The 20790-nt window shown below is 67.8% G+C and carries 14 protein-coding genes; 5 read left to right on the top strand and 9 right to left on the bottom strand.

The window, feature by feature from the left end:
- Positions 1–8: 8 nt before the first annotated feature.
- On the bottom strand, positions 9–785 hold the full coding sequence (locus H5407_RS18625) for a type III pantothenate kinase (RefSeq protein WP_183105991.1): 777 nt from the start codon (positions 783–785) through the stop codon (positions 9–11).
- Positions 786–1142: 357 nt separating this feature from the next.
- On the opposite strand from H5407_RS18625, the gene H5407_RS18620 reads away from it, so the two are divergent.
- The 4 genes from H5407_RS18620 to H5407_RS24740 all read left to right on the top strand — a co-directional run bounded on the left by H5407_RS18620 (position 1143) and on the right by H5407_RS24740 (position 8655).
- On the top strand, positions 1143–1811 hold the full coding sequence (locus H5407_RS18620) for a hypothetical protein (protein ID WP_183105990.1): 669 nt from the start codon (positions 1143–1145) through the stop codon (positions 1809–1811).
- 152 nt (positions 1812–1963) lie between these two features.
- Positions 1964–3436 carry an EAL domain-containing protein gene (locus H5407_RS18615; protein ID WP_183105989.1) on the top strand — a complete coding sequence of 491 codons (1473 nt, stop codon included), beginning with the start codon at positions 1964–1966 and terminating at the stop codon, positions 3434–3436.
- A 162-nt stretch (positions 3437–3598) separates the two neighbouring features.
- Positions 3599–6889, top strand: a complete 3291-nt coding sequence (gene icmF, locus H5407_RS18610; protein WP_183105988.1) for a fused isobutyryl-CoA mutase/GTPase IcmF — start codon at positions 3599–3601, stop codon at positions 6887–6889.
- Between the two features lie 212 nt (positions 6890–7101).
- Positions 7102–8655 carry a methyl-accepting chemotaxis protein gene (locus tag H5407_RS24740; RefSeq protein ID WP_183105987.1) on the top strand — a complete coding sequence of 518 codons (1554 nt, stop codon included), beginning with the start codon at positions 7102–7104 and terminating at the stop codon, positions 8653–8655.
- A 56-nt stretch (positions 8656–8711) separates the two neighbouring features.
- Here the strand turns inward: H5407_RS24740 and H5407_RS18600 are convergent, their stop codons facing one another.
- The 8 genes from H5407_RS18600 to H5407_RS18565 form a co-directional block, all read right to left on the bottom strand.
- Positions 8712–10232: a methyl-accepting chemotaxis protein gene (locus tag H5407_RS18600; protein ID WP_183105986.1), complete on the bottom strand. Its 1521-nt coding sequence runs from the start codon at positions 10230–10232 to the stop codon at positions 8712–8714.
- Positions 10233–10432: 200 nt separating this feature from the next.
- Positions 10433–12556, bottom strand: coding sequence for an ATP-binding protein (locus tag H5407_RS18595; protein ID WP_183105985.1), 2124 nt, complete (start codon positions 12554–12556; stop codon positions 10433–10435).
- On the bottom strand, positions 12553–13116 hold the full coding sequence (locus H5407_RS18590) for a response regulator (RefSeq protein ID WP_183105984.1): 564 nt from the start codon (positions 13114–13116) through the stop codon (positions 12553–12555). Before H5407_RS18590 ends, H5407_RS18595 begins: the two co-directional genes overlap by 4 nt.
- Before the next feature lie 11 nt (positions 13117–13127).
- Positions 13128–14525: an HD domain-containing phosphohydrolase gene (locus H5407_RS18585; RefSeq protein ID WP_255501317.1), complete on the bottom strand. Its 1398-nt coding sequence runs from the start codon at positions 14523–14525 to the stop codon at positions 13128–13130.
- A 10-nt stretch (positions 14526–14535) separates the two neighbouring features.
- On the bottom strand, positions 14536–15480 hold the full coding sequence (locus tag H5407_RS24735; protein ID WP_183105983.1) for an ATP-binding protein: 945 nt from the start codon (positions 15478–15480) through the stop codon (positions 14536–14538).
- Positions 15477–16334 (bottom strand): HDOD domain-containing protein, encoded by an 858-nt coding sequence (locus H5407_RS18575; RefSeq protein WP_183105982.1) that lies wholly within the window; start codon positions 16332–16334, stop codon positions 15477–15479. The genes H5407_RS24735 and H5407_RS18575 overlap by 4 nt, the downstream gene beginning before the upstream one ends.
- Positions 16331–16510, bottom strand: a complete 180-nt coding sequence (locus H5407_RS18570) for a hypothetical protein (protein WP_183105981.1) — start codon at positions 16508–16510, stop codon at positions 16331–16333. The genes H5407_RS18575 and H5407_RS18570 overlap by 4 nt, the downstream gene beginning before the upstream one ends.
- Positions 16507–19998: an EAL domain-containing protein gene (locus H5407_RS18565; RefSeq protein ID WP_183105980.1), complete on the bottom strand. Its 3492-nt coding sequence runs from the start codon at positions 19996–19998 to the stop codon at positions 16507–16509. The genes H5407_RS18570 and H5407_RS18565 overlap by 4 nt, the downstream gene beginning before the upstream one ends.
- Before the next feature lie 395 nt (positions 19999–20393).
- On the opposite strand from H5407_RS18565, the gene H5407_RS18560 reads away from it, so the two are divergent.
- Entirely contained in the window at positions 20394–20786 is a 393-nt protein-coding gene (locus tag H5407_RS18560; protein ID WP_183105979.1) for a rhodanese-like domain-containing protein, read from the top strand.
- Positions 20787–20790 lie beyond the last annotated feature (4 nt).

The raw sequence follows: 20790 nt of genomic DNA, 5'->3' as shown, positions 1-20790 counted from the left end.
CTCCGCGTTCAGAGCGCCAGACGGTGCGCCTGCAGGGCCAGGATGCCATCGAAGAGCAGGCTCTCGACCAGCTCGTGGCGCACCTCCAGCGCCGGCGCGACCTTCCAGCCCGCGCCGCCCGTCATCAGCGTCAGGGGCTCGTGCCCGGCGCGCTGGCCCAGGTGGCGGTGCATGCGCTCGATGGCACCGGTGATGGCATAGGTACCGCCGCTGGTCAGCGCGTCCGAGGTGTTGGTGGGGAAGGCGCGCACCTCGCCGGTCGGCACGCGCAGGCCGGCCGTACCGCTCTCCAGGGCGCGCAGCATGATGCCGTGGCCGGGCAGGATCAGGCCGCCGAGGAAATGGCCGTCGGCATCGACGGCATCCACCGTCACGGCCGTGCCCACCATCACCACCAGCACCGCCCGCGGCGCGCCACGTTGCATCACATGGGAACGGGCGCCGACCAGGGCCACGAAGCGGTCCGCCCCCAATCGCCCGGGGTGGTCATAGCCATTGACGATGCCGCCGGCCTGGTGCGTGGAATGGACCCAGCGCGGTTCCAGGTCCCAGGACTCCATCTGCTCGATCTGCTCCTCGACCCGGTGCCGAACGGCATCGCCGGCCACATTGCAGCCCAGCATGCTGTGGGGCACGGGCAGCCGCCGCCATTCATCCTCGGCGAGGCGCTCGATGTTCTCCAAGAACACGGCGCCGTGCGCCATCACCACAGCGCCTGGCTGGGGAGATGCGTAGAGTGCCCACTTGAGGCGGGTGTTGCCGATGTCGATGGCCAGAAAGCTCATGGGAGGGAGGCTGCGCTGGAAACAGCGGGAGCCTACCAGCGTTCCCAACGCCGCCGTAGCGGAAATGCCGCAGAACCGTCCCGGGAATGCTGTCGGCGCCAGCGTGACGGAATCATGATCGGAAGCCGGGCCGCCTCCGACGCCCCGGGGACGGCCAACAAGAATCAGTGGAATCAGTGGAGAACCCGCGAAGCATCTGTCGATTGCGACGCGCCTGTGGCTGCCGGTGATCGCGCTGACCGTGGGCACCGCGATGATGACGGCTGGCGCGGCACTGCCTACCTCCCACCTGCTGAGCAGGAAGCGATGTAGGCCCAGCAGGCCTTTGTACAGATCCAGTCGGACAAGGCACAGGCCATGCAGGTGCGCGCGGGCGCCGAGCGCATGCGCACGGCGTGGAGCGTGGCCGCGCGGATGGGCGTGATCGTTGCGGCCCTGGAGCTGGGGACATGGTCCCTGGTGCGCTCCATCGCGCCCCCGCTCAAGGCCTTGGTGGGCGAGGCCAAACGCATCGGCAACGGAGACCTCAGCGGTCGCATGGACAGCCGCCGGAAGGACGGGATCGGCGAGGTGCAGCGGGCGCGCTCCCGCATGAAGGGTGCGCTGAACCGCATCGTCAGAGAGGTGCGCGAGAGCACCGAAAGCATCCAGACCGCCAGCGCCGGGATCGTCTCGGGCACCCTGGACCTGAGCCACCGCACGGAACAGACCGCCTCCAACCTGCTGCAGGCCGCCGGGGCCACCTGTCAGCTGACCGGCAGAGTCAGCCACAGTGCCGACAGCGCCGCCACGGCCAAGCAGCTCGCCGGAAGCGCGGCGGAGGATGCCCAGCGCGGCGGTGCCGTCCAGGGGCCGGTGGCCAGCACCATGGAGGAGATCAATGCCAGCGTGAACCGGGTCAGCGGCATCGTCGGCGAGATCTCGGCCAGCACGGTGGAGCAGAGCGCCGCTGAGTCGCTGCAGGAGCAGGCCAGCCGCCTGGCAGAGCTGGTCATCGACTTCCGACGGGCTCGCAGCGGGCGCTGACCGAAGGCACGTCACGCGGCTGCAGCCCGCGCCGGTCTGTGGCAGATTGCCCACCGGTCGGGGCCGCATGGGGCCCGCGCGGGCCACGGGCCATGCAAGGCGCAGGGCGGGCATGCACAATGGTCCCGGCGAATTCGCAGCAGGGAGCGGCGATGAGAAGCCCACAGGGCCCGGGTCCGGCACAGACACGATCACCCGATCTCGCGGGGCGCTGGCATGGCGTCTGGCAGGCGCTGTCGCGCCTGGAGTCCAACGAGGGCATCGTGCCCCAGGCCTTTGCCCGCCGCCGCGAGCATGTGCTGCGAGTAATGGCCTGGCTGACCATCCTCGGTTCGCTGCCCTGGGTGGCCCATTTCCTGTTCATCGGCAGGCCCTGGGTGGCCGGCATGCCGGGAATGGCGATCGCCTGCTCGGCCTTCACCCTGCTGCTGCTGAAGCACAAGCTGCCGCGCACCGCCTCAGTGTTCTACTGCTTCTGCGCCTGGCTGGTGGTGCTGGCGCTGAGCCTGCTGGCGGACCTGCCCGCGGAAGGCGTGCCGCGCAGCACCCAGCTCTACCTGATCCCGCTCTTCGTCTGCAGCTACTTCCTGCTGCAGTACCGTCCGGGCTGGCTGCTGACCCTGATGTCGGTGCTGATCCTGGGCGCCTTCGTTGCGCTGCAGACCTTCGAGCTGCGCTTGGTCGATACGCCCACGGTGCCGCTGCAGACACGCCAGGTCGCCGTGGGCCTGGTGGCCGTGCTGACGGCCCTGCTGACCTATGCCTGCATCGTGACCATGCTGCGCGACGCGCGCCAGGCTTCGGCCCAGGAGCTGGACTTTGCCCGGGGCATTGCGGCCGGGGAGATCGAGCCCTTTTTCCAGGCCCAGTGCAATGCCGAGGGCGAGCTGATCGGCGCCGAGGTGCTGATGCGATGGCGCCATCCCAAGCGAGGCCTGGTCTCACCGGCCGAGTTCGTGCCCATCGCCGAGGCCACCGGCCTGATCGAGCCGGCCGGCCAGCGCCTGCTGGAACAGGTCTGCCGCCTGCTGATCGCCTGGCAGGACGGCGGACCGCTGCATGGCATTCCCATCTCGATCAATGTCAGCTCCATTCAGCTGCAGTCGGAGAGCGCCACCGAAAAGCTCATCGCCACCGTCCCGCCCGCCCTGGCCCGCGCCGGGCTGCTGAAGTTCGAGCTGACCGAGTCCGCCTACTCCGACAACTTCGAACAACTCCAGGAACGCATGCAGCGCATGCGCGAGCGGGGCATCCGCCTGGCGCTGGACGACTTCGGCACCGGCTTTTCCTCGCTGAGCCGCCTGCGCGGGCTGCCTCTGGACCAGCTCAAGGTCGATCAGTCCTTTGTGCATGACCTGCCCGACGACGCCGACGCCTGCCGCATCGCCGAGACCATCGTCCACCTGGGCCTGGACATGGGCCTGGAGGTGGTGGCCGAGGGCGTGGAGAACATTCGCCAGTTGGACTGCCTGCGCAGCATGGGATGCGTGGGCTACCAGGGCCACTGGTTCTCAAGGCCGGTGTCCGCCACCCGCTTTATGGCCCTGGCCGAGAAATGGCAACTGCGCGAGCCCGGCCAGCAGCGCTTCATGCAGACGGCCCCCGCCTCGCTGCAGAGCCTGTGATCGAGCAGCATCCCCGCCTTGCCACCCTCGCCAGTCCAGACTCGCCGGAACGCGAAGGATTGACGTTTACGTAAACGTCAAGTCACACCTAGAATCGGGCCCTTGTTGCTGATAGAACCGGGCCCATGCCGTCACCCCGGCCGGCCCAGCAGGAGACCCGCGATGACCGACTTGTCCGCCGAATTCAAGGCCCTCGCCGACTACCGTCCCACCCACAAGGTGCGTTTCGTGACGGCCGCCAGCCTCTTCGATGGCCACGATGCCGCGATCAACATCATGCGCCGCATCCTGCAGGGCATGGGCGCCGAGGTGATCCACCTGGGGCACAACCGCTCGGTGGACGAGGTCGTCACCGCCGCGCTGCAGGAAGACGCCCAGGGCATTGCCATCTCCTCCTACCAGGGCGGCCATGTCGAGTACTTCAAATACATGGTGCAGCTGCTGAAGGAGCGCGGCGGCGAGCACATCCAGGTCTACGGCGGTGGCGGCGGCGTGATCGTGCCGGCAGAGATCCGCGACCTGGCCGACCACGGCGTGCGCATCTTCAGCCCCGAGGACGGCCAGCGCATGGGCCTGCAGGGCATGATCGGCGAGATGGTGATGCGCTGTGACAAGGACCTCAGCAGCTTCGCCCCCACAAGCATCGACACCATCCAGGGCCAGACCGAGGGCGCCTGGCGTGCCCTGGCCCAGCTGATGACGGCCCTGGAGAACGAGAAGGCCGACGCCGGCCTCGTCCAGGCCCTGCGCGAGCAGGCCGCAGGCCTCAAGACCCCTGTGCTGGGCATCACCGGCACGGGCGGCGCCGGCAAGTCCAGCCTGACCGACGAGCTCATCCGCCGCCTGCGCCTGGACCAGGACGACCGCCTGCGCGTGGCCCTCATCTCCATCGACCCCTCGCGCCGCAAGAGCGGTGGAGCGCTGCTGGGCGACCGCATCCGCATGAACGCCATCTCGCCCTGGAGCCAGGGCGCGCGCGTGTTCATGCGCTCACTGGCCACGCGCGACTTCGGCAGCGAGATCAGCAAAGCCCTGCCCGACGTGGTGGCCGCGGCCAAGGTGGCCGGCTTCGACCTGGTCATCGTCGAGACCTCAGGCATCGGCCAGGGTGACGCCGCCATCGTCCCGCACGTGGACGTCCCCATGTACGTGATGACGCCCGAGTTCGGTGCGGCCAGCCAGCTCGAGAAGATCGACATGCTGGACTTCGCCGAGTTCGTCGCCATCAACAAGTTCGACCGCAAAGGCGCGGCCGATGCCTGGCGCGATGTCGCCAAGCAGGTCCAGCGCAACAAGGAAGCCTGGGGCAAGAAGGCCGAGGACATGCCCGTCTTCGGCACCATGGCCAGCCGCTTCAACGACGACGGCGTGACCGCCCTCTACCAGGCCCTCAAGCCGCGCCTGGCCGCCCTGGGCCTGCAGCTGCACGACGGCCGACTGCCCCTGGTCAGCACCCGTTTCAGCACGCACCAGACGCCCATCGTTCCGCCGGCCCGCGTGCGTTACCTGGCTGAGATCAGCGACAGCGTGCGCGGCTACAAAAAGCGCGCCCGCCAGCAAGCCCTGCTCGCCCGAGAGATCCAGCAGTTGCACGGCGCCAGCCGCATGCTGCTGGAGGCCAATCCCGAGAAGCAGAACGCCCGCGGCGCCCTGGCCGAGCTGGCCACCGCGCGCGAGGCCCGGCAGGACGCCGACGCCCGCCAGCTGCTGGCCCAGTGGCCCGACATGCAGAAGGCCTACGCCGGTGACGAGTACGTGGTGAAGATCCGCGACAAGGAGATCCGCACCAGCCTCGTCTCCACCAGCCTCTCCGGCACCAAGATCCGCAAGGTCGTGCTGCCGCACTACGAGGACCACGGCGAGCTGCTGAAGTGGCTGATGCTGGAGAACGTGCCCGGCTCCTTCCCCTACACCGCCGGCGTCTTCGCCTTCAAGCGCGAGGGCGAAGACCCCACCCGCATGTTTGCCGGCGAAGGCGATGCCTTCCGCACCAACCGCCGCTTCAAGCTGGTCTCCGAGGGCATGCCTGCCAAGCGACTGTCCACCGCCTTCGACTCGGTCACGCTCTATGGCGCCGACCCGGCCCCCCGCCCCGACATCTACGGCAAGGTGGGCAACTCCGGGGTCAGCATCGCGACGCTGGACGACATGAAGGTGCTGTACGACGGCTTCGACCTCTGCAGCCCCACGACCAGCGTGTCCATGACCATCAACGGCCCCGCGCCGTCCATCCTGGCCATGTTCATGAACACGGCCGTGGACCAGCAGATCGCCAAGTTCAAGGCCGACAACGGCCGCGACCCTACGGCCGACGAGGCCGCCAAGATCAAGGACTGGGTGCTGGCCAATGTGCGCGGCACCGTGCAGGCCGACATCCTGAAGGAAGACCAGGGCCAGAACACCTGCATCTTCTCGACCGAGTTCTCACTGAAGGTGATGGGCGACATCGCCGAGTACTTCGTGCACCACAACGTGCGCAACTTCTACTCGGTGTCCATCTCCGGCTATCACATCGCCGAGGCCGGCGCGAACCCCATCTCGCAGCTGGCGCTGACGCTCTCCAACGGCTTTACCTTCGTCGAAGCCTACCTGGCGCGCGGCATGCACATCGACGACTTCGCGCCCAATCTGAGCTTCTTCTTCAGCAACGGCATGGACCCCGAGTACACCGTGCTGGGCCGTGTGGCGCGCCGCATCTGGGCCGTGGCCATGCGCGACAAGTACGGCGCCAACGAGCGCAGCCAGAAGCTCAAGTACCACATCCAGACCTCGGGCCGCTCCCTGCACGCGCAGGAGATCGCCTTCAACGACATCCGCACCACGCTGCAGGCCCTGATCGCGATCTACGACAACTGCAACTCGCTGCACACCAATGCCTATGACGAGGCCATCACCACGCCCACGGAAGAGAGCGTGCGCCGCGCCATGGCCATCCAGCTGATCATCAACCGCGAATGGGGCCTGGCCAAGAACGAGAACCCTTCGCAGGGCGCCTTCATCATCGAGGAGCTGACCGAGCTGGTGGAAGAGGCTGTGCTGGCCGAGTTCGAGAAGATCGCCGAGCGCGGCGGCGTGCTGGGCGCGATGGAGACGGGCTACCAGCGCAGCAAGATCCAGGAGGAGTCGCTGCACTACGAGATGCTCAAGCACACCGGCGAATACCCCATCATCGGCGTGAACACCTTCCGCAACCCGCATGGCGACCCGGTGCCCGAGCACATCGAGCTGGCCCGCTCGACCGACGAGGAAAAGCAGAGCCAGCTCTCGCGCCTGGCCGCCTTCCACGAGCGCAATGCGGCACAGTCGCCCGCCATGCTGCAGCGCCTGCAGCAGGCCGTCATCGACAACAAGAACGTCTTCGAGGTGCTGATGGACGCCGTGCGCGTCTGCTCCCTGGGCCAGATCACCTCGGCGCTGTTCGAGGTGGGTGGCCAGTACCGCCGCAGCATGTAAGCCCGGCCCTCTCCGGCACCCCTCCGCCCCCCTCGAGGCCTCCCGCGTGGAGGCTTTTTTTCATGCTGTCCCGCTTTCATGGCCGGTGTCGCCGGATTGGACTTGATTTTTCTCAGATCCCCACTCACGATGGCCCTCGAACCTTGAGTCTTGTCTGGAAAACAATCCGCAGACCATCCTTTGACGGGTGGGAGCGAAGGGAGTTGAACAAGATGAATAGCCTCAGGAGCTTGAGGATTGGCCCGCGTCTGGGCTTGGCCTTCGGTGTGGTGCTGGTCTTGATGCTGCTGCTGGGCACGCTGGGCTGGCAAAGCAGTCATCGCATGGGTGAGCATGCCCGCGTGCTCTACGAGCAGCGGACCCTGCCCATCCAGCAGATCGGTGCCATCGACGCCCTCATGCTGCGCAACCGGGTGCTGGTGATGGAGATGCTGCGGGACCCGCAGCCCGCCAAGATCGACGCCCTGGACCCGCAGTTGCGAGCCAATGTGGCCGAGGTCTCCGAGACCTGGAAGCGCTACACGCAGGGCGCGCTGGACCCCGAGGAGAAGACGCTGGCCGAACGTTTCGCCGAGACCCGCGGCGCCTACGTCAAGCAGGGTCTGCTGGCGGCACGCGACCTGCTCAAGCAAGGCGACAGCGCCGGGGCCGAGCTGCTGTACACCCAGAAGATCCAGCCGCTGGGCGTGCAGGCCAAGGCCTCCATCGACCAGCTCATCGCCCTGCAGATCAAGTCCGCCCAGACCAGCTATGCGGAACTCGGGCGCCTGGAGGGCCGCGTCAAATTCTGGTCGGTGCTGCTGGCCACCGCGGCGACCTTGCTGACCCTGCTGGCGGCCTTGTTCTGCACGCGCTCCATCGTCCAGCCCTTGCATCAGGCCGTACAGCTGGCGCGAAGGGTGGCTGACGGCGACCTGCGCGAGCATGTGCACAGCCGGGGCAGTGACGAGGCCCATGAACTGCTGGAGGCGCTCAACACCATGTCGGCCAGCCTGTCCAACATGGTGCAGCGCGTGCGCGAGAGCAGCGACACCATTGCCACCGGCTCCACCGAAATCGCCACCGGCACCGCCGACCTCAGCCAGCGCACCGAGGAGCAGGCCAGCAATCTGCAGCAGACGGCCGCCTCCATGGAGCAGCTGGCCGGCACCGTGACCAGCAACGCAGAGACCGCCTCGCAGGCCGATCGCCTGGCCCGCCAGGCCTCCTCGGCGGCGGGCCAGGGGGGGGCGCTGGTGGGCCAGGTGGTGAGCACCATGCAGGGCATCGCCGACTCCTCGCGCCGCATTGCCGACATCATCTCGGTGATCGACGGCATCGCCTTCCAGACCAACATCCTCGCGCTCAACGCGGCCGTCGAGGCGGCCCGAGCGGGCGAGCAGGGCCGAGGCTTTGCCGTCGTGGCCGGCGAGGTGCGGGCCCTGGCCCAGCGCTCGGCCCAGGCTGCGCGCGAGATCAAGAGCCTGATCAGCCAGAGCGTCGAGCAGGTCGATCACGGCAACCGGCTGGTGGAGGAAGCCGGACAGTCCATGAGCAGCATCGTCTCTCAGGTGCAGCGGGTGAGCGACCTGATCGGCGAGATTGCCACGGCCAGCCAGGAGCAGTCGCGCGGCATCGCCCAGGTGGGCTCGGCCGTGACGCAGCTAGACCAGGTCACGCAGCAGAACGCGGCACTGGTCGAGCAAAGCACGGCCGCTGCTGAAAGCCTGCAGCATCAGGCCTCGCGCCTGGCGGAGATGGTCAGCGCCTTCCGGACCAGCCACTGAGCCCGAGCGCAGGGGGCGGGCCAGGCAAGACCTGACCCCTCATCCCCCTTCCTGACTCAGAGCTGGAAGCGCTGCACGTACTCGACGAGGCGCCCCGACTGCCGCGACAGGCTCTCGGCCGCCGCGGCGCTCTGCTCGACCAGCGCGGCATTCTGCTGTGTCATGCCGTCCAGCTGCGCCACCGCGCCGTTGATCTGGCTGATGCCCTGCGACTGCTCGCTGTTGGCATGGCTCAGGCGGTCAATCAGGTCGCGCAGACGCTGCATCTGGGCCACCAGCTCGCCCATGGTCTGGCCAGCCTCACCGACCAGGGCATTGCCGCTCTCCACCCGCGCCATGCTGTCCTGGATCAGGTGGGCGATCTCCTTGGCCGCGCCGGCGCTTCGCTGGGCCAGGGCCCTCACCTCGCTGGCCACCACCGCGAAGCCGCGACCCTGCTCACCCGCGCGCGCCGCCTCGACGGCCGCGTTGAGCGCAAGGATGTTGGTCTGGAAGGCGATGCTGTCGATCACGCCGATGATCTCGCCGATGCGCTCGCTGGCGCCGTGGATGCCCTGCATGGTCTGCACCACCCGCTGCACCGTGCCGCCACCACGTTCGGCCACGAGGTGCACTTCGCGGGCCATGCTGGCGGCCTGGCCGGCTGTCACGGCGTTGTCGCGCATGGTGCTGCCGAGCTGTTCCAGCGCGGAGGCCGTACGCTCCAGGTTGGACGCCTGGCTTTCCGTCCGGTGACTGAGGTCGGCATTGCCCGTGGCGATCTCGCCGATGCCCTGAGCCATGTCATCGGCACTGGTCCGCACATGGCTGACCAGGGCGGACAGGTTCTGGTTCATCTGGCTCAAGGCCTGCAGCAGTTGCACTGTCTCGCGCGGGCCCTCGACCTGGATGCGCGAGGAGAGGATGCCCTGAGCCACGGATTCAGCCACGCTGACGGCCCTGCGGATGGGCTCGCAGATGCGTCGCCCCATGTGGCGGCCGAAGAGCAGCAGCAGCACCATGGCCATCGCAGTCAGCAGGGCCTGACTGCCGATCAGGCGCCGACCGGTGGCGTCGAACTCGGCCACCGAACTCTCGGCGAAACGGTTGGCCGCCTGCACTGTCGCATCCACGCCCGCCCGGTGCTCCAGGTACTGGGCATGGGCACGGGCCAGCGCGGCCCGGCGCTGGTCAGCATCGACGTCCGGAGGCAGGGCGAGCAGCTGCTGGGCGCTGTCGAAGAAGCGCCCAGCAGCCTGGTGCTGGGCGCCCATCAATTGAACCTCCAGGCCGTGCGGCGGGTTGGCCGTCCAGTAGGCGATGCGAGCGTCGTACTCCTTGCGCAGGCGGTCAAGTTCCGCCATTGCCTGCTCGCGGCTCAGCAGTCCTTCCTGGGCCTGCGAGAGCACCAGGCGCAGCTCGATCAGGTACAGGGGCGGCGGCAGGATGTCGGCGGCGACGTCCTTGGCATCGAAGGTCTGGCGGGCGATGGCCTCGCTGTGCCTCACACCCCACAGCGAGGCGCCCAGCAGGATGGCCATGGTCAGCAGTGCGGACACGCTCAGCGCGGTCAGCATGCGCGTGATGGTGTTCAGCATGGGCGGTCCCTTCCATTCGTCCTGGGGCTGTCCCAGGACTCGGCGTGGCTCCCTGCCGGCTGCCATGCGGGCGGGCACATCAGTCCCGCCTCGTGGCTTGCATCAAGACCTGTCGGTCTCAGCGTTCTGCAGTGTCTATTGGCTGCCTGCCAGGCCCCGCCGTCAAGCCCCGGACCGATGGCCGGCGGCACGGGCCGGCCTCAGGCGCCGGGCAGCGCGCTCGCATCCTCACCCGCATCAGCAGGGCCGGCAATGGGGATCCACACGCTGAAGCAGCTGCCCTCGCCCAGGCGGGACTCCACCTCGATCCGCCCGCCATGCTTCTTCACGATGGAAAAGGACAGCGACAGGCCCAGCCCGGTACCCCGCCCCACGGGCTTGGTCGTAAAAAAAGGCTCGAAGATGCGGCGCAGGGTGGCCTCGCTCATGCCGGAGCCGGTGTCCTTCACACTGACGCACACCCAGTCGCCCTCCTGCCGCGTGGACAGGGTGATGACGCCACGCCCCGTGATGGCATGGGCGGCGTTCACGATCAGGTTCATGAAGACCTGGTTCAACTGGGCGGCGCGGCAGCGCACCGTGGGGATGGACTGGTAGTGCTTGACGACTTCCGCCTTGTACTTGACCTCGTTCATCACCACGTTGAGCGTGGATTCCAGGCCCGCATTCAGGTCCGCATCCTGCCAGTCCGACTGGTCTACGCGCGAGAAGTCCTTGAGATCCTGGACAATCTTCTTCACGCGGGTCAGGCCCTCGTCGCTCTCATCCAGCAGCTGGGGCAGGTCCTCCTTGAGGAAATCCATGTCCAGCTCCACGCGCTGCCGTTCGATCGCCTGCCGCAGCTCGGGTGGCAGCTGGCCGCGATCGACCTGCTCGTAGTGGTCGAGCAGCCTGAACATGCCCTCGACATAGCGCCGCAGCGTCCCGACGTTGGAGCTGACGAAACCGATGGGGTTGTTGATCTCGTGCGCGACGCCCGCCGCCAGCTGGCCGATGGACGCCATCTTCTCGGACTGCAGCAGCTGGTTCTGCGCCTCCTCGAGCCGGGCATTGGTTTCCTTCATGCGCTCAAAGTTCTGCTGGAGCTCGGCCTGCACGCGACGCACCTCGGTGCGGTCCTGCAGCAGCCACCAGGTGCCAGCCTGGGTGTTCAGCGGATCGGCCACGTAGGCGATCATCTGCACCCAGATGCGATTGCCCCGCAGCGTGCACATCTCCATCTCATGCAGCAGGGACTCGCCGCGGGACAGCAGAGGATAGGCCACCGCCCCCAACGAGTCGTAGGACTCCTTGCTCGTGAAAAGCTCGATGCTTTCATGGTCCAGCGGGCTTTCGCTTCCGAACTCGAACATCTCGGCGAACTTCTTGTTGGCGCGGGTGATGCGCTGGCGCGTGGTGGTGATGATGCCCACCGAGGCATTCTCGAGAAAGGCTTCGAGCTCATGGTGCATGCCCAGCAGCTCGGCGGTCCGCTCCGCGACCAGTTCCTCCAGCTCCTGGCGATGCCGGCGCACCTGCTCCTCGGCCTGGCGCCGCGCCGAGACATCCTGCAGGGTCTCGATGGCGCCCACCACCCGCCCCTGCGCGTCCGTCAGCGGGGCCGCGGTCAGGTACAGCCATCGCCCGCGCTCGCCCATCTGCGGGAAGAAGCGCTCCGCCTCGAAGGCGCCCGGGATCAGCAGCGAGGCCTGACAGCGCTCGCCCTCGGCCGTCTGGGCCGTCTCGGACACCGTCCCGTCGATGATGAGATCAGCCAGCAGGGGGCGCGGCCATTTGTAGAAGGCCTGCCAGGGCTCCTTTTCGCCCATCAGCAGGTCCACCAGCTCGATGCCGGTGAGCTTGGTGCACGCGGCATTCCATTGCGTGACCCGATGCTCGGCGTTCAGCACAAAGGTGGCCACGGGGCTGTTCTCGATGATCTGGTGCAGGACCCGGCCCACGTCCAGCAGGCTGCTCTGCACATGGCGCATGTCGCTGAGGTCCTGGCAGGTGGTGACGGCCAGGACCTGCTGGTCCAACCGCACCTGGCGGGCATGAAGCTCCAGGTAGCGAATGGCCCCGCTGGCCGTGACGGCCTCCGCCTCCACGGACGGCAGCTCCCCGAGCTCGTGCAGGCAGCGCTGGCCATAGTCGAACAGCGCGGCCCGGGTCTGCTCACTAGCCCAGGCGTCGAAGCGCATACCCTGCAGGGTCGCCAGATCGAAGCCCAGCAAGCGCTGCATGCTGGCATTGGCATGCAGCACGAGTCCGCCTGCATGTACCAGCGTGGGCGTGCTAACCGCTTCCAGCGCCGCGACGAACAGTGGCGGCAGCGATTCACTCACAACTGGACCTCGCCGGGATCCTCCAGCAGGAAGGATCCGTCCGGCCCCCAGTTCACTTTGGTCAGCCCGGGCTCCAGCCGCTCCAGCCGGCGCAGTTCCACCTCCTGAGCGCTGAGCTTTCCCTGCTGCTCGCGGACCAGGTCCGCCAGCCGCCGGTTCTCGAGGTCGAGCTCGCGCAGACGCAGGATCTGGCTGAGCCCGCACAGCAGCTCATGGTCGTTCCAGGGCTTGGCGATGAAGCGCATGATGCCGACGTCGTTGATCGCCGCCATCAAGCCGTTCAGGTCGGCATAGCCGGAGAGAATGACCCGCGCGCAGTCAGGCTGCAGCTCGCGCAGGGACATGAGGAAATCGACGCCCGTCATCTGCGGCATCCGGTAGTCCGAGACCACCAGGGCATAGGGCATCGACCGCGCCCGGCGCAAGGCCTCGGCGGGATCGGTGAAGGCCTCCAGTGCATAGGGCTGCAGTTGCGCGTCCTGCAGTCCCAGCCTCAGCAGTCGTTGCAGGGCCCGCAGAATGTGGGGCTCATCGTCCACCAGGAGAATCTTTTCCGCCATGAGACCTCTCCTCACGCTGCTTGCTGAACACCCTGCCCGGCGACCGGCCCTGAAGGCGTGGTCGGGTCGAGGCGCACATGGAGCTGCAGCTTGACCCCCTCCCGCCTCGCATACTCCCGCACCTGCTTGACCACGCGTGCGTCGAAGACGTAGCCGCGGGCCAGGAGCAAGGCCCCCTGCGGGCTGGTCAGGTCCCGTGAGAGCACCATGCCCTCGGCCAGGTCCTGGGCCAGGATCAGGCGGTCCTGCGGCCCCTGCTCGGCCAGGCTCTGCAGCGCAACGCCCAGGGCTTCGACGACGGCCTTGGCATAGCGGACATCAGCTCCGCCCTTCACCATGGACAGCGCCTCTTCCGCGCTGTATCGGCGCTCGGCCAGGCGCCCGCTCTGCAGGCCGTGGTAGTCCACGGCGGCCGCGAGAACCTGCGCCGGCAGGGACAGCTGCTCGCCCGCGAGGCCGTCCGGGAAGCCCTTGCCGTCCAGCCGCTCGTGCTGGGAACGCACAAGGCGTGCGGCCCTCTGCAGCTGGGCCAGCGGCATCAGCGCCGACTCCGCATGCAGCGGGTGGCGCCGGAACAGCTGCAACTCCTCCCCCCGCATCAGCGACATGGGCTTGCGCAGCAGCGCATCGGGAAAGCCCAGCTTGCCCACCTCGTGCAGCAGGCCGGCGATGTGCAGATCCTGCTCGGCCAAGGGGCCCAGGCCCAGCTGGTGGGCGATCGCCCTGGCCAGGGCCGCGACCTGGCGCGAATAGCCGGCCATGCTGCCATCGCGCAGCTCCGTCAGGCCCGCGAACACATTGATGGACAGCAGGAAGTTGCTCTGCAGCTCGGCATAGGCCTGCTCGAGCATCCCGTTGATCTGCTCGATCTCCTGGGTGCGCGCCTTGACGCGCGCCTCCAGGCCGGCGTTGAGGGCCTGCAGTTCCTGGTTCTGGGCCTGCGTCAAGGCGTGCAGGCGCAGGTTCTCCTGCTCCAAGCGCCGGCGTCGCAGCCCGTCCTCGATGACCATGAGCATGTTCTGGTCGTCCCAGGGTTTGGCGATGTAGCGGTGGATCTCGCCGCGGTTGATCGCGGCGATGGTGGAGCTCACGTCCGCATAGCCCGTCAGCAGGATGCGGATCACCTCGGGCCAGCGCATCCGGACCTGCTCCAGGAATTGCGCACCGTCCATCTCGGGCATGCGCATGTCTGACACGACCAGGTCCACCGGCTCGCTGGCCAACGCATCCAGGCCCGCCTGCCCGCCCTCGGCCAGCAGGACCTTGTAGCCCTTGGGCCGCAGCAGCCGCCTCAGCGAGCTGAGGATGGCCGGTTCGTCATCGACGCACAGGACCACGGCCACCGCAGCCTCAGCGGTGCCGGCATGCGGCTCGGGGCGCGCGGCGGGGAGTTCGCTCATCGATGCCATGGCAGACCCATCAACCGGCCTGTGCCGGGCCTGGGTCGTCCGGCCCGTCAGGCTGCTCGATGGGCAGTATCACGCGAAAGCGCGTGCCGGCCCCCAGTTGGCTGTCAACAAGAATCTGACCATGGTGCTTTTTCACGATGCCATAGGACAGCGAGAGCCCGAGCCCCGTGCCCTGACCGATGGGCTTGGTCGTGAAGAAGGGGTCGAAGATCCTGTTGAGGTTCTCGGGGGAGATGCCCGAGCCGTTGTCGGCGATCTCCACCCAGACCTGCGCCCCGTCCCTGCCGCTGCGGATGGTGATGCAGCCCTTCTCGCCGCTGATGGCATGCGAGGCATTGATCAGCAGGTTCATGAAGACCTGGTTCAGCTCCGACGGCAGGCACAGGATCTCGGGGATCTCGCCGTAGTCCTTGACGACCTTGGCCTTGTACTTGATCTCGTTGTTGACGATGTTGAGCGTCGATTCCAGGCCCTGGTGCAGGTCGGCCAGGGCCCACTCCTGGCTGTTGTCGACACGGGAGAAGTCCTTGAGGTCCTGCACGATCTTGCGGACGCGGCTGATGCCCTCCCTGGACTCCGCCATGAGGGTGGGAATGTCTTCCTTGAGGTAGTCCAGCTCGACTTTGTGCCGCAAGGCCGACAACTCGGCGCCAACCGTCGTGCCCGCCAGCAGGGGTTCCGCCGCCTCATAGGCCGCCAGCATCTCGAACAGGTTGGCCAGGTAGCGTTCCAGCGTGCCGAAGTTCGAGAAGATGTACCCGATCGGGTTGTTGATCTCATGCGCCACGCCCGCCGCCAGTTGCCCGATGGAGGCCAGCTTCTCGGACTGCACCAGCTTTTCCTGCGCCTCGCTGAGCTGCGCATTGAGCTGCTTCAGCTCCTGGTTGCTGCGCAAAAGTGCCTGCACCTCTTGCACCGGCAACGCACCGGCATGGCCTTGTTCATGAGCGTTCATGGGGACCCCTCTCCAGGAAAGAAGGCCTGGCACAAGACGGCGTGTTCCGACTCCACGTTGGAAAACAGGCGGAACCACTGGGGCTCCTCCATGTCCAGGCGGCGCCAGCTGTGCAGGGCCAGGGAGGGGACCGACTCACCCTCCGTCCCCTCCAGGCCCAGCCCGTGGGCCACGCAATCGGCCACGTGGATCAGGTCCGCCAGCGGGGCACTGCCGTCCTCGGGCGGCCGGTGATGCAGGGCCACGCTATCCACCAGCGCGGGCGCCAGCAGCCACTGCTCGGCCAACGCGCCGCCAACGGCGGCATGGTCCTGGCCCAGGCAGGCGTGCTCAGCTTCGAAAAGGCGGGCGCCCTCGTCGGCCTGCCAGCGCAGCGCCTGGGCGTAGTCTTCGGGGGCCAGGCTGGCCAGGGCCACGCGCCCCAGGTCATGCAGCAGGCCGGCGCCAAAGGCCAGCCCGCTGTCCTGACCCCGTGCGCGCGCCAGGGCTTCCGCGCACAGTGCGCAGGCCAGCGAATGTCGCCAATAGCCGCCCAGGTCGAAGGAAGGGCATCGCCCGAGGTCGAAGCTGCGGGCCAGGCCCGCCGCCAGGGCCAGGTTGCGGACCGAGCGCCAGCCGATGATGGCCACGGCATCCGAAATCAGCGTCACGCGCCGGGGCAGGCCATAGAACGGTGAATTCGCCAGCCTCAGGACCTTGGCCACGATGCCCTGGTCCAGCGAGATCTGCTGGGTGAGCTGCTCGATGCTCAGGTTCTCGTCAGCCAGCGAAACCAGCAGTTGCATCGCCACGGCATTGGGCGTCGGCAGGTCCCGGATCCGGCGGACCATGCCGACGGCATCCACCGCACTCATGGCGACACCCCCTCCTCCGCCTTCGCCCTGAAGCGCTGCAGGAGGAAGTACAGGGGGCTCACCTGCTCCTCCTTCAAGGCGTGGCGAAACAGATGATCCAGCTGGCTCTGCGCAGCGCTGCGGTGCTCGCTGGCGGGGTCGGGCCGGGTGGCCACAGGCATCGGATGATCGCTCATAGGTACTCCCTTTCGTGTTCCACGGGCATCAGCACCAGCAGGCGGCCCCGCTGTGTCGGCTGGTCTTCCCAGCCGGCCCACAGGGGGCGGCACATGGCCCGGTAGCCATGCCCGTCGATGTGGACCATCGTGCTGGCGTCTCCGGATTCGCTCCACAGCGCGCGCAGCTCGTCTGGCAGCACCTCGTCCAGGAAACGGCCGACGGGCGCCGGCTGGTGCTTGAACAGCCGCTCCGACGCCTCGTTGGCATAGCTGATCATGCCGCTGGGGTCCGCCCCGATGATGGGCAGGGGCACGCGCTCCAGCAGCTCGCGCATCACCTTCAGGCTGACCTCCTCGCGGCTGATGCGCTCATGCTGGGACTGCAGCAGCTGCTGGAGCCGGCGGTTGACCTGCGCCAGCTCCTGGTTGGCCTCCGTCACGGCCGAGTCCAGGCGCTTGTTCTCGTCCGCCAGCTCCTTGGTGCGGAAGGCCTCCTGCACATGTGCCCTCAGCCGCTCATCGTCCCAGGGCTTGGTCAGGAACTTGTAGATGGCGCCCTCGTTGATCGCGTCCGTGATGGACTGCAGCTCCGTATAGCCGGACAGCACCATGCGCACCGTGCCGGGATAGAGCTCCTTGGCGCGCCGGAGAAACTCGACCCCCGTCATGCCCGGCATGCGCTGGTCGGAGATGATCACATCGACCTCGTTCTCAGCCAGACACTGCAGGCCATCACCGCCGCTGTTGGCGGTGAGGATCTGGTAGCCGTCGCGGCGCAGCAGGCGTCGCAGGGCGGCGACGATGTTTTCTTCGTCGTCCACCAGCAGCAGCGTGCGCCGGCGTTCGGCGGCAAACAGATGCCTGGGCAGCTGCTGCTCCGCGCGCAACTGGGCCTCGAAGGTCTCGGCTTCCACGCCAGGGCTGAAGAGGAAGCCCTGCATCTGGTCGCACCTGTTGGCCATCAGCATGGACAGCTGCCCCTCCGTCTCCACCCCTTCGGCCAGCACCTTCAGCTGCAGGCTGTGCGCCAGGTTGATGACCGCCCGGGTCATGGAGACATCGTGCGCCGCCGCCTCGACGTCGTGCACGATGCTGCGGTCGATCTTGACGATGTCCACCGGCAGCCGGCGCAGGTAGCCGAGGTTCGAGTAGCCGGTGCCGAAGTCGTCCAGCGAGATCTCCACGCCCAGCGCCTTGATGGCGTGCAGGGCGCGCAGGATGTGCTGGCCTTCCTCGATGAAGAGGCTCTCGGTGATTTCGATGCCCAGCCAGCGCGGGTCCATGCCCGTCTCGCGAAGGATGTTCTGCACCCGCCAGGCGATGTCCGGGAGCTGCAGCTGGCGCGCTGACAGGTTCACGGCCAGGCGGATCGGGCGCAGGCCGGCCTTCTGCCACTTCACCGCCTGAAGGCAGGCCTGGCGCAACACCCACTCGCCCAGCTCGACGATCAGCCCGCAGTCCTCGGCCACGGCGATGAATTCCGCCGGCGACACGGCGCCGCGCACCGGGTCGTCCCAGCGCGCCAGCACCTCGGCGCCGACAATGCGCCCGTGGCGGAGCTCCAGCTGGGCCTGGTAGTGCAGGTGAAGCCCATCCTGCTCCAGGGCACGGCGCAGGGCCGTCTCGGTCTCCAGGCGGCGGAAGGAGCGCGCATGCGCGGCGGGGTCATAGCGGCAGACCAGCCCCTCGCTCTCGCGCGCCTGCCCCAGCGCCGCCTGGGCTTGATGCAGCAGCCGGGGGCCCTGGTCGCTGTCCAGGGGCGCCTGGCTGAATCCCAGCGAGCAGTTCATGGAGAACTCGACGTCGCCAAGCTGCACCGGCTCGTTGAGCACCCGCAGCAGGGCTCGGCACTCCTCCAGCAGGTCCGGCTGGATTTCGCCTGCGGGGATGCGCCGCAGGCAGGCGTACTCGCCCTGGCCGAGGTGCGCCAGCACCAGCGCGCTCTTGCCGACGGCCGCCTCCAGCCGACGTGCCACGAGCTGCAGCAGGCGGTCGCCACCGTCATAGCCCAGGGAGTCCATCACCATGCCCAGTTGGTGAACCTGCAAGACCATCAGGACCAGGCTGGCGTCGCCCACCCGCAGCGGCTCCAGGCCCTGCTGCAGACGCTCCAGCAGGGCCTTGCGGTTGGACAGCCCCGTGACGGGGCAGCTCTTGTCCAGCCGCTCGAGGCGCTGTTCGGCATCATGGCGCTCGGTAACGTCCTGCAGAATCGTCAGGGCCCGTCGCGGCCAGCCCTTGTCGTCCAGGTCGATGACGGCTCGATGCAAGACCGTACGGAAGCTGCCGTCCGCGCGCTGGATCCGGTGCTCGAACTCACAGGGCTGCTGCGGCGCAACCAGACGGCTGTTGCGCTGCACGCTGTCGCGCTCGCCCCGCGGCACGCGCAGGTAGAGCCAGTCCGGATCGACGGGCGTCGAGGACTCGGGCTCGCCGAACAGGTGAAACATGCCGGAGGTCCACCGGACCTGCTCGCTCATCAGGTCCGTCTCCGCGCAGCCAATCTTGGCGAGTTCCTCGGCATGCCCCAGCAGCTTGGCACGGTGCTGCATCTCCTGGGTGCGGGCCAGGAAGTCACGCACGATCAGGCGGCCCAGCTGCGCCAGACTGGCGAGAAAGAGGAGCAGCAGCAGGACCTGCCCCACCTGCGCGCCGCGCAGCGCGCTGCGCTGTCGATCCAGCTCACGGTCCAGCTGGTAGGCACCGACTTCCAGCCAGGCGACCAGGGCCGACTCCGCGCTCTCGATGCCCGCGGCCGTCGGCTGCGTGCGCAGGCTTGCCAGGCTGTCGTTCAGCGCCTGCAAGGGCGTTGCCAATGCCTGCGACATGTCCGGGTTCGCCTGGAAGACCTTGCCCATCATCTGGCGCAGCCGCTGGGCACTGCCATCATCCATCCAGGCGCCCTTGCCGGCGGTGTCCTGCAACTGCCCGGCCAGATCCGTGCCGTGGATGAAGCAGGCGGCCATCAGATAGTAGGTATCGGTCCGGGGATCCAGGATGAGTGCGTACTCGTCGAGCACCAGCTCCATCATCTGCTGCAACTTCGCCCTTAGCTGAGCGCGCACATGCCTCGTCTGTTCCGCGGAAGAGCCTCGACCCTCATCGGCCTGAAGCTGGCGCACCAGCTGACGAGCCACGTCCGCGGCCAGACGCAGCTCCGCGGAGGCACCTTCGGCGTCCAGCCGGGCCTGCAGCGAATTCAGGCGCTCCTGCAGCCGTGCGACGTCCGATGCCCACGAGGCGGCATCTCCCCCGGGGCTGGTCGCCCGCAGGTGCCCCAGGGCCTCGTAGCTTTGCTGAAGGAGGCTGGCATCGGCAACCCCCTGGCGCTCGCGGTCAATCGTCTGGATCAGCGACTGGCTCAGCTTCAACTGCTGCCACACCGGTACGCCAATGGCCGCCATGCACAGGAACGCGGCCAGCAACAGCTTCTGCTTGAGTCCCAGGCACTGAAGCCAGCCTCGGGCTCCGGCGGCCGGCGTCGAGACCCATCCGGACGTGTACACGTTGCTTGAATCCATCTCCAACCCAGCCGAACGCCGCGCCTACGCATGGGCATGCTGGCAACGCGGCAAACTCGCCCGGGCCGCTGGCGTTTTTTCTGCCATGCGTGCCCAGCGCCCTCGGCCCGTGGGGCCTCCCTCGACAAGCGGCATTTGCTGGCGTCGTGACGCACAGCGCAAGCCTCCCGTCGGCAGACCGGCCCACCGTGGACCGGATCCCGCCACAGCAGTTGACGCCTGCCGATGGTGCACTGTCAAGCCGGGTTGCCGACTGTTGTATGCGACCTATTGCACGCCCACCGCCAGGGATTCACCCACAGACGACCGACTGGCGAACCCGTCGACTTAGGCGTAAAAAGAGGACCTGGGCGCAAGCCTGCCGCCTCCCGGAGGTCCCCATGCTCTGGACAACATCGCCGCTGCCGCCTGAAGTCCAGGCCGGCCTGTCGATCACCGAACTGCCCGCCATGGCCGAGCCACCCGGACTGCCACAGGCGCCCTCGCCCGTGGACGCCCAGGCGGTGCTTCTGATCGACGTGCGCTCCTACTCGGAATTCATGGCCGGCCATGTCGCCGGGGCCCATTGCCTGCCCCTGCCGCGCCTGGCGGACGATATCGTGCACCTGGCGCCGGATCCAGGCCAGCCGATTGCCCTGTATTGCGCCAGCGGCCATCGCGCCGAGCAGGCGCTGGGCCTGCTGCAGCGCCTGGGCTACCAGGCGGCCTGCAATGCCGGCACGCCGGTCCTGCTGGCCCGCCGCCTGGGCCGGGCGCTGGAGTCCGGTCTCTGAGCCC

The organism is Mitsuaria sp. WAJ17 (assembly GCF_014174515.1).
Taxonomy (GTDB): domain Bacteria; phylum Pseudomonadota; class Gammaproteobacteria; order Burkholderiales; family Burkholderiaceae_C; genus Roseateles_B.
This window is presented reverse-complemented; position numbering and strand designations above follow the sequence as displayed.